Below are 15,758 nucleotides of genomic sequence, written 5' to 3'. Positions count from 1 at the left end.
GACGCTTCTGAGCAGAGCAACCCAACGCCTCGGTTCGCCGGGGCGTTTTTATTTTCAGATTTGCAAGAGAACAGCCTCCCATGTTCGTCCAGATTCTAGGTTCCGCCGCCGGCGGCGGTTTCCCGCAGTGGAACTGTAACTGCGTCAACTGCGCGGGTTTTCGCGATGGTAGCCTGCGCGCCACCGCACGCACCCAGTCCTCGATTGCGATTTCCGATGATGGCGTGAACTGGGTCCTGTGCAACACGTCACCCGATATCCGCGCCCAACTCCAAGGCTTTGCGCCGATGCAGCCGGGCCGCGCCCTGCGTGATACCGGGATCAGCGCCATCATTTTGATGGACAGCCAGATCGATCACACCACCGGTTTGCTCAGCTTGCGCGAGGGCTGCCCGCACGAAGTGTGGTGCACCGACATGGTCCATGAAGATTTGAGCACCGGCTTCCCGCTGTTCACCATGCTCAAGCACTGGAATGGTGGTTTGAACTGGAACCGTATCGAGCTGCAAGGCACGTTTACCATCCCGGCCTGCCCCAACCTGCGTTTCAGCCCTCTGCCTTTGCGCAGTGCCGCGCCCCCCTATTCGCCACACCGTTTCGACCCGCATCCGGGCGACAACATTGGCCTGATCGTTGAAGACCTGCGCACCGGCGGCAAACTGTTCTATGCCCCGGGCCTGGGCAAAGTCGATGCCCCTTTACTGGAAATCATGGCCGGCAGCGACTGCCTGCTGGTAGACGGCACGATGTGGGACGACGATGAGATGCAACGCCGTGGCGTCGGCACCCGCACCGGTCGCGAAATGGGCCACCTGGCGCAAAACGGCCCCGGCGGCATGCTTGAAGTACTGGAACAATTGCCCGAGCAGCGTAAGGTGCTGATCCATATCAACAACACTAACCCGATCCTCGACGAAGACTCTGCCGAGCGCGCCGAACTGGTTCGCCGGGGCGTTGAAGTGGCCTTTGACGGAATGAGTATCAAGCTGTAAATCTCGCATAAACCCTGCAGCAGCGAGCTTGCTCGCTCCTGCAGGAGAATCATCTTCTGGAGGCATTGCATGACCCAAGCCCCTCTCTCCACCACCGAATTCGAAGCAGCCCTGCGCGCCAAAGGTGCGTACTACCACATCTACCACCCGTATCAGGTAGCCATGTATGAGGGCCGCGCTACCCGCGAGCAGATTCAAGGCTGGGTCGCCAACCGCTTCTACTATCAGGTGAACATTCCCCTGAAAGACGCAGCGATCCTGGCCAATTGTCCGGACCGCGAAGTCCGTCGCGAATGGATCCAGCGCCTGCTCGACCACGATGGTGCGCCGGGAGAGGATGGCGGCATCGAGGCCTGGCTACGCCTTGGTCAAGCGGTTGGCCTGGACCCGGATCAGCTGCGCTCTCAAGAGCTGGTGTTGCCCGGCGTGCGCTTTGCGGTGGATGCCTACGTCAACTTCGCCCGCCGCGCCAGTTGGGAAGAAGCGGCCAGCAGCTCGCTGACCGAAATGTTCGCGCCGCAGATCCACCAGTCGCGCCTCGACAGCTGGCCGCAGCATTACCCGTGGATCGATCCTGCCGGTTATGAGTATTTCCGCACTCGCCTGGGCCAGGCCCGACGCGACGTGGAGCATGGGCTGGCGATTACGTTGCAGCACTACACGACCTATGAAGGCCAGCAGCGCATGCTGGAAATTCTCCAGTTCAAACTGGACATCCTTTGGAGCATGCTTGATGCCATGACCATGGCGTATGAGCTGGATCGTCCGCCCTATCACAGCGTGACCGACCAACGTGTCTGGCACAAAGGAATCACCCTATGAGCTTCGATCGCAGCAAAATTCCGACCTGGCGCCCTGGCTACCGCTTTCAATACGAGCCCGCGCAAAAAGGCCATGTGCTGCTGTATCCCGAAGGCATGATAAAACTCAATGACAGCGCCGCCTTGATCGGAGGCCTGATCGACGGCCAACGCGATGTTGACGCTATCATTGGTGAACTGGACAAACAGTTCCCCGGCGTACCCGAGCTCGGCGCTGACATCGAGCAATTTATGGAGGTCGCTCGTGCAGAGCACTGGATCGAACTTGCCTGATAGCCTGATGCCCTTACCGCCCAAGCCAGAGGTCGGCCTGCCACTGTGGCTGCTGGCCGAGCTGACTTATCGCTGCCCGTTGCAATGCCCGTACTGCTCCAACCCGCTGGACTTCGCCCAGCAAGGCAAAGAGTTGAGCACCGAGCAGTGGATCAAGGTGTTTCGCGAAGCGCGGGAGATGGGCGCGGCACAGCTGGGGTTCTCCGGGGGTGAACCGCTGGTACGCCAGGATTTGGCTGAACTGATTGCCGAGGCGCGCAAGCTGGGCTTCTACACCAACCTGATTACTTCGGGCATCGGCCTGACCGAGCAGAAGATCAGCGACTTCAAAAAAGCCGGGCTGGACCACATCCAGATCAGCTTCCAGGCCAGCGATGAGCAGGTGAACAACCTCCTGGCTGGCTCGAAAAAAGCCTTCGCGCAAAAGCTTGAAATGGCCCGGGCCGTGAAAGCCCACGGGTATCCGATGGTGCTGAACTTCGTCACCCATCGGCACAACATCGACAAGATCGACCGCATCATCGAGCTGTGCATCGCCCTTGAAGCCGACTTCGTCGAACTCGCCACATGCCAGTTTTACGGGTGGGCCCAGCTCAACCGTGTCGGGCTGTTGCCGACCAAGGAACAACTGGTACGCGCCGAACGCATCACCAACGAATACCGGGCCAAGCTTGAGGCCGAAGGTCATCCCTGCAAGCTGATTTTCGTGACGCCGGACTATTATGAAGAGCGCCCGAAAGCCTGCATGAACGGTTGGGGCAGCATCTTTTTGACCGTCACCCCGGACGGTACTGCCCTGCCGTGCCATGGCGCCCGACAAATGCCGATCGCCTTTCCCAACGTGCGCGATCACAGCATGCAGCACATCTGGTATGAGTCATTCGGCTTCAACCGTTTTCGCGGTTACGACTGGATGCCTGAGCCTTGTCGCTCGTGCGACGAGAAAGAAAAGGACTTCGGCGGCTGCCGCTGCCAGGCCTTTATGCTCACCGGCGATGCCAGCAACGCCGACCCGGTGTGCAGCAAGTCACCGCAACACGACTTGATCCTCAAGGCGCGCGAAGAGGCCGAGCATGCCACTCAAACCATCGAACAACTGGCCTTCCGAAATGATCGAAACTCCCGACTCATCGCTAAAGGCTGAACCGTTCAGCGCCGCCCTCGCGGTGGCCGCCGGGGTAGACTTCGCCGAGCTGCGGACCAGCGCTCTTGGGCTGTTCTGGAATGAATACCGCCCCGCAGACGCCGCCTGCCGTATCTGGCACTGGCGCAACGGCCAGGCCTGTTGCCTGACACCCGCTGGCTTCAGCGTGCGCAGCCGGGTTTACGAGTATGGCGGCGGGGCCTTTTGCCTGAGCGACGACGCGGTAGTGTTCGTTAACGAGTCCGATCAACAGCTGTACCTGCAACCGCTGGATGGCAGCACCCCGCACGCCCTGACCCACGGCAACTGCCGTTATGGCGACGTGAACCATGCCCAAGGGCAGGTGCTGGCCATTGAAGAAAACGCCAATCAACATCGACTGATCAGCCTCAACCTGAGCTCACTTGAGCGCCAGGTGCTGGCCGAAGGTGCTGACTTCTACACCGCCCCCTGCCTCAGCCCAAACGCTCAACACCTGGCCTGGATTGAATGGAGCCGGCCGCATCAACCCTGGACGTCCACCCGCCTGATGCTCGCCGAGCGCCAGGACGATGGCGGCTGGGGCACCGCACGCTGCGTTGCGGGAGACAGCCGTGAGGAATCGCTGCAACAACCCCGCTTCGATGCACACAATCGACTGTACTGCCTGACGGACCGTGCGGGTTTCTGGCAACCGTGGGCCGAATCGGCCGGAGGTTTAGTGCCTGTACCAAGTGCCGCTGCCGATCATGCCCCGGCTCCCTGGCAATCGGGCGGCTGCACCTGGGTACCTCTGGAGGGCCACGCGTATCTGGCCAGCTGGACCGTAGAGGGTTTCGGGCGCTTGGGCATCCGCCATGCTGATGGCACTCAAGAAGACCTGACGGGCAATTACAGCCGCTTCCGCAGCCTGGCGCTGGATGACGCATTCATCTATGCCATCGTCGCATCGCCAGTCAGCCCGTCGGCGGTGATCCGTATTCGCCGCAGCGATCAACAGGCCGAGGTGCTGGCCGGTGGCATCGCGCCGCTGCCGCCCGAGCAGATCAGCCGCCCGCGTACTCTGCGCTACCCCTCGGGCAACAGCGAAGCACACGGTTTTTTCTACCCCTCGATGCACAATGAGGTCAAACCGCCCTTGGTGGTGTTTATCCACGGCGGCCCGACCTCCGCCTGTTACCCGATGCTCGACCCGCGCATTCAGTACTGGACCCAGCGCGGATTTGCCGTGGCCGACCTTAACTACCGCGGCAGCACGGGCTATGGCCGTGATTATCGTCAGGCCCTGCATTTGCAATGGGGGATCGTGGATGTCGAAGACGCATGTGCGGTCGTCAGCTACCTCGCCGAACAGGGGCTGATCGATGGTCAAAACGCGTTTATTCGCGGCGGCAGCGCAGGCGGCTACACCACGTTGTGCGCCCTGGCATTCCAGGATGTGTTCCGCGGGGGCGCCAGCCTGTACGGCGTCAGCGATCCGGTGGCCCTGGCCCGGGCCACCCACAAGTTTGAAGGCGACTACCTGGACTGGCTCATCGGAGATCCCGAGCGCGACGCCGAGCGTTATGCCGCCCGCACCCCGCTGCTGCATGCCAGGCAGATCCACGTCCCGGTAATTTTCTTCCAGGGCGAACTGGATGCGGTCGTGGTTCCCCAGCAGACCCGGGACATGCTCAAGGCCTTGCAGGACAACGGCATCCCGGCCAGGGCCTATTACTATCCTGACGAGCGCCACGGTTTTCGCAAAGCCAGTAATCAGGCACATGCCCTGGAGCAGGAATGGTTGTTTTATCGCGAGGTGATGGCTGCTCGGTAGGCGCTGCGCAGGCGGCACCTACCGGCGTTATTCATCGCTCGGCAGAGGGGCGTTAACGTTTTGCAATGATGTAGACCGCGTGGATGATCCCCGGGAAATAACCGCACAAGGTCAGCAGAATGTTCAACCAGAATGCCCCCGCGAAACCCACTTGCAAGAACACCCCCAGCGGTGGAAGCAGGATGGCGATGATGATTCGAATAATGTCCATCAAGTAACTCCCCAATAAGTGGGCTTAATCAAGCCCTACGATCAATCGACTCCACCGGCGTGCAGAAGGTTCAGTCCGCACGTTTTCTCCAGGCAAAAAAACGCCCCGTGCCGAACGAAACAGGCACAGGGCGACGCGTTATACCGCGAGACGGTTCTTTAAATTCTGTATACGGCGACGAGTTTCAGACGGCGACTCCACGACGGCACTGCAGCTGCGCAGTACGTACCCGGGCAAACGCACGGGCCAGACGCAGCAGCATCTCATCGATGTTACCTTTGCTGACGCACAGCGCAGGTGTGAAACGCAAACAGTCAGGCTGTGGCGCGCTGAGCAACAAGCCTTCATACCGTGCAGCCTTGACCACCGCGTCCGCCGATTCATCCGACAAGGTCAGCCCCCAAAACAACCCTTGGCCACGCAGTTCACCGTGGGCATAACGATTAGCCAGCCGGCTCAGCCCTTCACCCAGGTATTGGCCAGCGTCCCGCACCTGTTGCAAAAAACCTTTTTCCAGCAGCGTCGCGAGCACGGCACCGCCGGCCGCTGTCATCAAGGCGTTGCCATGATGGGTGCCGCCCAGCTCACCCGGTTCCAGGCAACAGGCTTTGCCGCGTGCCAGCAACGCGGCCAGGGGGACTCCGCCGCCCAGGCCTTTGCCCAGCGTGATGATGTCGGCGCGAACGCCGTAGTTCTGTTCAGCCAGCAAGGTGCCGCAACGGCCCATGCCGGTCTGGACTTCATCCAGAATGAGCAGGATTCCCAACTCACGACACAACCGCTCTACCCCTTTGAGGTAGTGCTCCGTGGCCGGAATCACACCCGCATCGCTCTGCACGGGCTCCAGCATGATGGCCACGGTTTGCGCATCAACTGCCGCGTGCAATGCTGGCAAGTCGTTAAACGGCACATTGATGAATCCCGGCATTTGCGGTTCGAAGCGATTGTCAAAAGTGCCGCTGCCCGAAGCCGACATCGCCCCAAAACTGCGCCCGTGACAGCTGTGGGTCGCGGTGATGATCCGATGCGCTCCGCCACGATGCAGCTGGCCCCACTTACGCGCCAGCTTGATCGCACCTTCGTTGGCTTCAGCGCCGGTGTTCAGAAAATGCACCTGGTCGCTTGCGGTGCTTTCACACAAACGCTCTGCCAGATCCAGCATTGCCCGGTTATAAAAGCCCGCGCCCGGATTCATCAACGACTGCGCCTGCTCGGCCATCGCCTTGATCAGCACCGCCGGGCTGTGCCCCAGGCTATTCACCGCCCCACCCTGGGTGAAGTCCAGATAAGCACGGCTGTCGCTGTCCCACATCCACGAACCCTGACCGCGTACAAACACCTGCTCCGCACGCTCGACGCCAGGCATCAGGCATTCGCGGGGATGGTGCCTGGGCATCGGGGGAACGGATGGCGCAGCCAGCTCATCCAGATGGGTAGGGGGGCGACGCAGGTTAAACAGGTTCATGCACGCGGACCTTGTGACCATAAACAGCTTCTATTTGCAATGGACAGGTTCCAGCCAGAGGGGCTGAATCCAGGGCAGGTTGTGTTGCCTTTCCTATGCAAATCACCTCAAAAATAATGCTATTCATCTGCATCCAGGGCTCTATGGCCCCTGTGGAATGGGCGTAGACTAGGCGCGTCCGGCGCTTTGAGCCATTTCGTTTTTTAAGCATTTTCGATAAGTCATACTTATGGATTTTAAACAGCTGCGTTATTTCGTCGCGGTGTATGAAGAAGGCCATGTGGGCCGTGCCGCGGAACGTCTATCCATCTCGCAACCAGCGCTGTCACAGCAGATTCGTCACCTTGAACATAACCTTGACGTGCGCCTGTTTGAGCGCAGCAGCAAGCGCCTGCTGCCCACCCTGGCCGCTCACACCCTGTACAACCACGCGCTGCCGCTGCTCGACGGATTGCAGCGGGCGAAAGAAGCCCTGCGCAATTTCCAGGGCCAAGCGTTACGCACCATTGCCATTGGTGTGCTGCAAACTGTCCACACCAGTCTGGTGCCGCAAATGCTGGAGCGGGTACGTCAGGCCCAGCCGCATCTGGTGGTACAAATCTACGAACTGACCGGGCTGGAGATCGAACGACGCTTGCTCAATGGCTCGCTCGACATCGGCATCAGCTATCTGCCGCCACGCCAGCCGGGTCTGCATGGCTTGCCGTTATATGAAGACGAGTTGCAACTGGTGATCCCGGCCGATCATCCCTTGCGGGAATTCAAAAAAGTCTCTTTGAGTCAGGCCGCCGAGCTGCCGATGTTGTTGCTGGGGGAGGAGTTTCAGGTCCGGCAAATCTGGCAAACCCAGCTCGCCAGCCTGGGACGCCGCCCGCAGGTTCAGGCTGAGCTCAATACCATGGCCGGGATTCTCGACAGTTTGCCCCATAGCAAGCTGTCCACCGTGCTGCCTGGACGTTCTCGGCATGAGCACGATAATCCGGCACTGCTCTGGAAACCCCTGAGTGAACCGAGGGTGCCGCTCAAAGTGGGATTGGTGTGTCGCGATGTACAGCGCCAGCAGGCCACATTGGAGCTGCTGCGTACGTTGCTTGAGGATGTGAAGAACCCGATGTAACCCATGCTTGTGCAGAAGCCGAGCGATGGCCTCTAAGGGTTTTGGCTGTCAGGGAGTGATAATTTTCAGACGCAGAAAAAAGAAAACCCCGCCTAGGCGGGGTTTTGCAGACTGTTTCCCTGACATCCTTTTCACTCCGCCTTCCTAGCAGAATCCTACGTGTCCGTGTTGTTGCTTTGAGCTTCCTGCTCTACGTCCATGTGAAGTAGATTAACCGTGGATCCAATCTGGCGATATGGGCGAATGTCGCTGCGTAATGTAAGCAAATGCTTACAAACGACTCAACACATTAAAAATGTGCTTCATCCAGCAAGTAAAGCGACTCGCTGCCGGCTTTTACCGAGGCACTCAATGAGTGAATACGTGGCAGCAAACGTGCGAAATAGAAGCGTGCCGTTCCCAACTTGCTGGCGTAGAACGCTTCGTCCGCGTCTTTGCCCAGCGCCGCACGCGCCATCAGTGCCCACATGTACGCATAAGTCGTGTAACCAAAAACCTGGAGATACTCGACCGAAGCCGCGCCGATTTCATTCGGGTTATTTTTTGACTGTTCCAGAACCCAGGCCGTCAACTGGTCAAGTGTGTCCAGAGCCTCGGCCAACGGCTGTGTGAACTCATTCAAGTCACTGTGCGCCGAGGCAATGAAGCCGCGAATTTCGTCAGCCAGTAAACGGTAGTACGCCCCCTGATTCGCTACGATCTTGCGGCCCACCAGGTCCAGCGCCTGAATGCCATTGGTGCCTTCGTAGATCTGGGTGATGCGCACATCACGTACCAGTTGCTCCTGGCCCCACTCCCGAATGTAGCCATGACCACCAAACACCTGCTGGCCGTGTACGGTGGTTTCAAGCCCGAGGTCTGTCATAAAGGCCTTGGCCACAGGCGTCAGCAAAGCTACCAGGCCATCGGCACGCTCACGGGCTGTCGGATCGTCACTGAACTTGGCGATGTCCAGCTGGTTCGCCACGTAGGTCGAAAAGGCCCGACCGCCTTCGTTGCACGCTTTCATCGTTAACAGCATGCGACGCACGTCTGCATGCACAATGATCGGGTCCGCCACTTTGTCCTTGGCCTGAGCACCGGTTGCAGCACGCCCCTGCAAACGGTCGCGAGCGTATTCAATAGCGTTCTGATACGAGCGCTCGCCCGAGGCCAGCCCCTGGATACCTACCCCGAGGCGCTCGTAATTCATCATGGTGAACATCGCGGCCAAACCCCGGTTGGGCTCACCGACCAGATACCCGACCGCTTCATCGAAATTCATCACGCAGGTGGCAGAAGCCTGGATCCCCATCTTGTGCTCGATCGAACCGCAGGTCACCGGATTACGCTCACCCAGGCTGCCATCGTCATTGACCATGAACTTGGGCACCAGGAACAGCGAAATGCCTTTGGGCCCCGCGGGGGCATCCGGCAGCTTGGCCAGTACCAGGTGGATAATGTTTTCGGTCAGGTCGTGTTCACCGCCAGTAATAAAAATCTTGGTACCACTGATTTTGTATGTGCCATCGGCCTGAGGCTCGGCCCGGGTCCGAATGATGCCCAGGTCGGTGCCGGCGTGAGGCTCGGTCAAACACATGGAACCGGCCCACACGCCGGCGTACATGTTCGGCAGGTAAATGGCTTTCAGCTCATCACTGGCGTGGGCATTGATCGATACACAGGCACCGGCAGTCAACATCGGGTACAAGCCGAAGGACAGGCTGGAGGAGTTGATCATTTCTTCGACCTGGGCCGATACCGCCTTGGGCATGCCCATGCCGCCGAACTCAGGATCGCCGCCAACACCGACCCAGCCACCTTCGGCGTAGGTCTGGTAGGCCTCGACAAAACCGGCTGGCGTGGAGACAGCACCGTTGTCCCAATGGCAACCTTCTTCATCGCCGCTGCGGCTCAATGGCGCAATGCTTTTAGCGGTTACTTTGCCCGCTTCTTCAAGAATGGCTTCAACCGTTTCGGCGTCTACAGTTTCAGCCAATGCAGGTAATTGCGCCCAAAGTGTGGCGACCTCAAATACTTCATTGAGGACGAAGCGCATATCGCGCAGGGGCGCTTTGTAATCAGCCATGGCAAACCTCGTAATCTCTAAACGGTGAAGCCCTGATGGGCCGTTGAATACAGGGGCAGTCTAGCCCAACAACGAATGTGATACATAGGGTCATGCTGTGACCATAAAGACACAAAAGGTCACGCCCTGTAGGAGCGAGCTTGCTCGCGATAACCTCTCCCCGGTGACCCGGATATACCGAGTTGGTTGCATCGCGAGCAACCCTGCGCCTACAGAGGATTAATGCGCGGCCACAATCAAAAAAGCCGCTTCACCCAAGGGGAGAAGCGGCTTTTAAAGGTGACTCACCGCGACTTAGTAGCCCAGGTCGAAGTCTTCTTCTTTCATGTCCATCAGGTTGCTGGCACCCGAGAGCATGGTCACTACGTGAGAACGCGTACGCGGCAAGATGCGCTGGAAGTAGAAGCGCGCAGTTTGCAGCTTGGCTTTGTAGAACGCCTCTTCCGAGGTGCCGGCTGCCAGCTTCTCAGCTGCCAGACGGGCCATGTCAGCCCAGAAGTACGCCAGGCAGGCATAACCGGAATACATCAGGTAGTCGACCGAAGCCGCCCCCACTTCTTCACGGTCCTTCATGGCCGCCATGCCGACCTTCATGGTCAGCTCGCCCCATTCTTTGTTCAGCGCCGCCAACGGTGTGACGAACTCCTGTACGGCTTCGTTGCCTTCGTTGGTCTGGCAGAACTTGTGCACGATCTTGGTAAAGCCTTTCAGGGCTTCGCCTTGGGTCATCAACACTTTGCGACCCAACAGGTCGAGTGCCTGAATACCGGTGGTGCCTTCGTACAGCATCGAAATACGGCTGTCGCGAACGTTCTGCTCCATGCCCCATTCAGCGATAAAGCCGTGACCGCCGTAGATTTGCACACCGTGGTTGGCGGACTCAAAACCGACTTCAGTCATAAAGGCTTTGGCAATCGGCGTCATGAAGGCCAGCAGTGCGTCAGCTTTTTTCTTCTCGTCTTCATCAACGCCGTATTTCACGATGTCGACTTGCTTGGCGGTGAAGTAAACCATCGCCCGGTTGCCTTCGGCGAACGCTTTGGTGGTCAACAGCATGCGACGTACATCTGGGTGGACGATGATCGGGTCAGCTGCTTTTTCAGGTGCTTTAGGTCCGGTCAGCGAACGCATTTGCAGGCGGTCACGGGCGTATTTCAAGCCACCCTGGAAAGCGATTTCAGCGTGGGACAGGCCCTGCAGGGCGGTGCCCAGGCGCGCAGTATTCATAAAGGTGAACATGCAGTTCAGGCCTTTGTTCGCCGGGCCGATCAAGAAACCGGTAGCGCCGTCGAAGTTCATCACGCAGGTCGCGTTGCCGTGGATCCCCATTTTATGCTCAAGGGAGCCGCAGGAAACCGCGTTGCGCTCACCGAGCACACCCTCTGCCTTCGGCAGGAACTTGGGCACGATGAACAGCGAAATACCTTTTGTACCGGCCGGTGCATCCGGCAGGCGGGCCAGTACGATGTGGACGATGTTCTCGGCCATGTCGTGTTCACCGGCCGAGATGAAGATCTTGGTGCCCGAGATTTTGTACGAACCGTCCGCTTGCGGCTCGGCCTTGGTCCGCAACATGCCCAGGTCGGTACCGCAATGCGATTCGGTCAGGCACATGGTGCCGGTCCATTCGCCGGTAACCAGTTTGGTCAGGTAGGTGTCTTGCTGCTCGGGGGTGCCGTGCTCGGAGATAGTGTTCATCGCGCCATGCGACAGGCCTGGGTACATGCCCCAGGACCAGTTGGCTGCGCCGACCATTTCACTGACCGCCAGGCCCAGGGATTCTGGCAGGCCCTGACCACCGTGCTCGATGTCGTGGGCCAGGCTCGGCCAGCCGCCTTCAACGAATTGTTGGTAGGCTTCTTTGAATCCGGTCGGCGTTTTAACCCCGGATTCACTCCAGGTGCAGCCTTCGATGTCACCCACGCGGTTCAGCGGTGCCAGCACCTGCTCACAGAACTTGGCGCCTTCTTCAAGAATGGCATCGACCATATCTGGAGTAGCGTCCTGGCAAGCCGGCAGGCTCTGATAGTGCGCTTCGTAACCGAGCAGTTCGTCACGAACGAAGCGAATATCACGCAAGGGGGCCTTGTAGTCAGGCATAGCGATAAACCTCTGCTGATGAATCCGGGGATGAACAACCGCGTGGATTTGTTATAGCGGTCAAACAGTTGTTTGAAACATACGTTTACGCCCTTTTATTGTCAAGCAGTGCAGTGCCTCCGTTCGTCCCATACCGGGCACAAACCTGCAGACGCAAGCATGCTCGCGATACAGGCACCGTGGTCTGTCAGGCAGACCAGCGGTGAGGCCATCGCGAGCAAGCTCGCTGTTAAAAAGTCAGGACTGAGGTGTAACGACGGTTAATCCAGCAAATCCAGCTGCAGATATTCGGCCACCGATTGTGCCGACGCTGTCTTGAGTTTTGGCACGCGGCCCAGGCAGGGAGCCGGGAGACGTTCGGCCAAGGTGGCGAGGTTTTCTTCGAGACGTGAGGTTTTCGGGCCAATGATGTTGGCCACCCAGCCCGCTAATTGCAGACCATCCCGCGCAATGGCCTCGGCGGTCAACAAGGCGTGGCTGATACAGCCCAGACGCACACCCACCACCAGAATCACGGGCAGATCCAGCGCCTGTGCAAGGTCCGACAGACTGTCCTGCCCGGACAACGGCACACGCCAACCACCGGCACCTTCAATCAGGGTGAAATCCGCTTGCCGATCCAGTACAGACCGCATCGGTTCCAGCAACGAGCGCACCGTGAGCACTACCCCGGCTTCCCGCGCCGCAATATGCGGGGCGATCGCCGGCTCAAATGCCACAGGATTCACTTCGTCATAGGTCAGTTTGATCGACGATTCAGCCATCAACGCCAGAGCATCGGTATTGCGCAGGCCTTCGGCAGTCATTTCGCAGCCCGACGCCACCGGTTTTCCTGCGGCCGTGCTCAACCCGGCTTCGCGAGCCGCATAGAGCAATCCGGCGGCAATGGTGGTTTTACCCACGTCAGTGTCAGTGCCTGTAATGAAGTACGCAGGACTCATCGCGTTTTCTCCAAAATGCCGTAGACCACCTGATACGTCGCCGGTAGCCCTTGTGGCTGACGAAACTGCTCATAGGCACTCAACAATCCTTGAAGCCGGGCCCTGCCGGTCAGTCCTTCCGGGCGACCCGGATTCAGGTTGTGTGCGCCCAGCGCCTTGAGTTCATGGGTCAGTTGCCGTACCTGCGGGTAGTGCAGCACATGCGGCTGGTTCTGCAAGCTCACAACCTGTAAATCACTGCCTGCACACAGCTGCCGATAGGTTTCGAGCTCACGAAAGCGGTTCACATGAACCTGACCATCGACTGCCTGCCAGCTCTTGCGCAGTTCGTACAAGGTGCCCACGCACAAGCTGGCAAACGCCAACACACCGCCCGGCCTGAGCACACGCCGGGCCTCGCTGAGAACCGCGCTGAAGTCCGCGCACCACTGCAGCGCCAGGCTGGAGAAAATCACATCGCAACTGTTGGCCTGCAACGGCAGGTTTTCCGCATCACCGGCCACAAAATGCTGCGCCCCACCCAACGGCCGGGCAAACGCCAGCATGCCTTGGGCGATGTCCAGCGCCAGCCCTTCACTGCCCGCAAAGCGCTCACCCAGCACCCGGCTGAAATACCCCGTGCCACTGCCCAGGTCCAACCAGCGCTGCGGCTGGATGCCTGCGGGCAAACGGGCGATCAACTGATGGCCAACCGCACGTTGCAGTTCGGCCACACTGTCATAACTGACGGCGGCCCGAGAAAACGAATCGGCCACCTGACGCTTGTCCGGCAAGTGGCCGGCCAATGTTGCAACACTCAAATCAGTCATCACCCAACTCATGTAAAAAAGCCTGGATGGCGGCCGCCAGTTCGTGGGGCGCTTCCAGTAAAAAAGCATGACAGGCCTGTTCAATCAGACCCACTTCAACATCGGGCAAAAGGGTCAATACGTCACTGGCAGCCTGTACCGGCACCAGTGCATCGAGACCGGCAAACAGGTGCAGTTGCGGCCCGCTGAATGCCTGCAAGGCACGTCGCGTATCCAGCTTGCCCAGCAGGTCGAGGCCAGCGAGCAAGGTGTCCGGTTCGGCCTTCGGTGCCCCGCCCAGCAGCAGACCCGCCAGCGATCGGGGCTCGGATGCACCTTGGCTGCACAGCAGGCAAAAACGCTTCAAGGTGGTGTTGGGGGCATCGCGAAAGTTGTTGAGGAATGCCTCAAAGGTGACGGCCGGCATAGCACTTGGCCAATCGCTACGGCTGACGAAGCTCACGTTACTGCCCAGCGTCACGAGCCCGCAGCAACGATCTCCCCGGCGTGCCGCCAATTCGCTGGCAAGCATCCCGCCCAGCGACCAGCCACCGAGCCAGACGTTGTCGGGCAGGCTGGCGTCAAGTTCGTCGAGCCAGTCGTCCAGCGCTGCCGAAAGCAGCACCGGCAAAGGTTCGATTTCGACCCGCAAGTGCTCGTCCAAACCACTCAAGGCTGCCGCCAGGGGTTCCAGCGGCGATACTCCCAAGCCCCAGCCGGGCAGCAAAATCAAACGATCACGCATGGTCGGGCTCCCACTCACGCCAGCAATCTTCAAGTGCATTTAACAATAGCTGCACCTGCGCCTCGGTGTGAGCAGCCGACAAGGTCACACGTAAACGTGCGCTACCGGCAGGCACGGTCGGCGGGCGAATGGCCGTCACCAGCAGCCCGCGCTCGCGCAGGCGCCGCGACAGCTGCACCGCTCGGCCGCTGTCACCCACCATGATCGGCTGAATCGGCGTGAAGCTGTCCATCAGTTGCAAACCGATCTGCTCCGCGCCATGGCGAAATTGGCGAATCAAGCGGTTCAAGTGCTCGCGACGCCAGTGTTCGGTGCGCAACAGTTCAAGGCTTTTCAACGTCGCACAGGCCAGGGCCGGCGGTTGGCTGGTGGTATAGATGTAAGGCCGGGCGAACTGGATCAGGCTTTCGATCAGTTCTTCGCTGCCGGCTACAAAAGCGCCGCTGGTGCCGAACGCTTTGCCGAGCGTGCCGACCAGTACCGGCACATCGTCCACGCTTAACCCGAAGTGCTCGATAATCCCGCCACCCTTGGCGCCCAGCGGCCCAAAACCATGGGCGTCATCGACCATCAGCCACGCGCCTTTGGCTCTGGCTTCACGGGCCAGCGCAGGCAAATCGGCCAGATCGCCGTCCATGCTGAACACGCCATCGGTCACCACCAGCGTATGACCGCAGGCTTTTTCCAGGCGCTTGGCCAGACTGGTTGCGTCGTTGTGCAGGTAACGATTGAAACGCGCACCGCTCAACAGGCCCGCATCAAGCAACGACGCATGGTTGAGACGGTCTTCGAGCACCGTGTCGCCCTGCCCCACCAATGCAGTGACAGCCCCGAGGTTGGCCATATAGCCGTTGCTGAACAGCAACGCACGCGGGCGTCCGGTGAACTCGGCCAGGGCTTCTTCCAGCGCATGGTGCGGACCGCTGTGGCCGATGACCAGATGCGATGCTCCGCCGCCAACGCCCCAGCGCGAGGCCCCGGCCTGCCAGGCTTCGATCACCTGAGGATGATTGGCGAGCCCCAGGTAGTCGTTGTTACAAAAGGCCAGCAAGGGCTGACCGTCCACCACCACTTCAGGCCCTTGCGGGCTCTCAAGCAGAGGGCGCTGGCGGTACAAATTGTCGGCCCGACGCGCGGCCAGACGAGTGCTCAGGTCAAAAGACATGCTGGAAATAATCCTTGTAGCCGCTGCCGAAGGCTGCGACAAGCAGCGAAACGACCCCGGCCCGGCTATGAAAAGCGAACGCCACGCGGGCCTTGTCGCAGCCTGCGGCAGCGGCTACAGGCCTGCGTCAGGT

General features: G+C 59.6%; 14 protein-coding genes. 6 read left to right on the top strand and 8 right to left on the bottom strand.

All coding sequences use genetic code 11. The annotated features are described in order from the left end of the window. The first annotated feature begins 80 nt into the window (after window positions 1-80). From pqqB to DQN55_RS02130, 5 genes are all read left to right on the top strand, one after another. Window positions 81-992: a pyrroloquinoline quinone biosynthesis protein PqqB gene (gene pqqB / locus DQN55_RS02150; RefSeq protein WP_048380783.1), complete on the top strand. Its 912-nt coding sequence runs from the start codon at window positions 81-83 to the stop codon at window positions 990-992. 69 nt (window positions 993-1,061) lie between these two features. Next, a complete protein-coding gene (gene pqqC / locus DQN55_RS02145) occupies window positions 1,062-1,814 on the top strand; it encodes a pyrroloquinoline-quinone synthase PqqC (RefSeq protein WP_048380785.1) in 753 nt (250 codons plus the stop codon). Then, window positions 1,811-2,086 carry a pyrroloquinoline quinone biosynthesis peptide chaperone PqqD gene (gene pqqD / locus DQN55_RS02140; RefSeq protein ID WP_048380787.1) on the top strand — a complete coding sequence of 92 codons (276 nt, stop codon included), beginning with the start codon at window positions 1,811-1,813 and terminating at the stop codon, window positions 2,084-2,086. The genes pqqC and pqqD overlap by 4 nt, the downstream gene beginning before the upstream one ends. A 7-nt stretch (window positions 2,087-2,093) precedes the next feature. Beyond that, window positions 2,094-3,230 (top strand): pyrroloquinoline quinone biosynthesis protein PqqE, encoded by a 1,137-nt coding sequence (gene pqqE, locus DQN55_RS02135; RefSeq protein WP_048380788.1) that lies wholly within the window; start codon window positions 2,094-2,096, stop codon window positions 3,228-3,230. Then, window positions 3,196-5,025, top strand: coding sequence for a S9 family peptidase (locus tag DQN55_RS02130; RefSeq protein ID WP_048380789.1), 1,830 nt, complete (start codon window positions 3,196-3,198; stop codon window positions 5,023-5,025). The genes pqqE and DQN55_RS02130 overlap by 35 nt, the downstream gene beginning before the upstream one ends. A 52-nt stretch (window positions 5,026-5,077) precedes the next feature. Here DQN55_RS02130 and DQN55_RS02125 read toward each other — a convergent pair whose 3' ends face one another. After that, window positions 5,078-5,236: a YqaE/Pmp3 family membrane protein gene (locus tag DQN55_RS02125; RefSeq protein WP_010207008.1), complete on the bottom strand. Its 159-nt coding sequence runs from the start codon at window positions 5,234-5,236 to the stop codon at window positions 5,078-5,080. A 184-nt stretch (window positions 5,237-5,420) separates the two neighbouring features. Beyond that, window positions 5,421-6,701, bottom strand: a complete 1,281-nt coding sequence (locus DQN55_RS02120) for an aminotransferase class III-fold pyridoxal phosphate-dependent enzyme (RefSeq protein WP_048380792.1) — start codon at window positions 6,699-6,701, stop codon at window positions 5,421-5,423. 229 nt (window positions 6,702-6,930) lie between these two features. On the opposite strand from DQN55_RS02120, the gene DQN55_RS02115 reads away from it, so the two are divergent. Continuing rightward, entirely contained in the window at window positions 6,931-7,818 is an 888-nt protein-coding gene (locus DQN55_RS02115) for a LysR family transcriptional regulator (protein ID WP_048380794.1), read from the top strand. Window positions 7,819-8,107: 289 nt separating this feature from the next. Here DQN55_RS02115 and DQN55_RS02110 read toward each other — a convergent pair whose 3' ends face one another. From DQN55_RS02110 to bioF, 6 genes are all read right to left on the bottom strand, one after another. Continuing rightward, complete coding sequence (locus tag DQN55_RS02110) at window positions 8,108-9,886, bottom strand: acyl-CoA dehydrogenase C-terminal domain-containing protein (RefSeq protein WP_048380796.1); 1,779 nt, start codon at window positions 9,884-9,886, stop codon at window positions 8,108-8,110. Window positions 9,887-10,180: 294 nt separating this feature from the next. Then, entirely contained in the window at window positions 10,181-11,986 is a 1,806-nt protein-coding gene (locus DQN55_RS02105; protein ID WP_048380797.1) for a phenylacyl-CoA dehydrogenase, read from the bottom strand. Window positions 11,987-12,246: 260 nt separating this feature from the next. Then, on the bottom strand, window positions 12,247-12,927 hold the full coding sequence (gene bioD / locus DQN55_RS02100) for a dethiobiotin synthase (protein ID WP_048380799.1): 681 nt from the start codon (window positions 12,925-12,927) through the stop codon (window positions 12,247-12,249). Continuing rightward, window positions 12,924-13,736, bottom strand: a complete 813-nt coding sequence (gene bioC / locus DQN55_RS02095; RefSeq protein WP_048380801.1) for a malonyl-ACP O-methyltransferase BioC — start codon at window positions 13,734-13,736, stop codon at window positions 12,924-12,926. Before bioC ends, bioD begins: the two co-directional genes overlap by 4 nt. Then, entirely contained in the window at window positions 13,729-14,460 is a 732-nt protein-coding gene (locus DQN55_RS02090) for an alpha/beta fold hydrolase (RefSeq protein WP_048380802.1), read from the bottom strand. Before DQN55_RS02090 ends, bioC begins: the two co-directional genes overlap by 8 nt. Beyond that, window positions 14,453-15,625, bottom strand: coding sequence for an 8-amino-7-oxononanoate synthase (bioF, locus tag DQN55_RS02085; RefSeq protein ID WP_048380804.1), 1,173 nt, complete (start codon window positions 15,623-15,625; stop codon window positions 14,453-14,455). Before bioF ends, DQN55_RS02090 begins: the two co-directional genes overlap by 8 nt. Window positions 15,626-15,758 lie beyond the last annotated feature (133 nt).

It is taken from the genome of Pseudomonas taetrolens, assembly GCF_900475285.1.
GTDB lineage: Bacteria > Pseudomonadota > Gammaproteobacteria > Pseudomonadales > Pseudomonadaceae > Aquipseudomonas > Aquipseudomonas taetrolens.
The sequence above is the reverse complement of the archived record's forward strand: the minus strand, read 5'-3'. Positions and strand labels throughout refer to the sequence as shown.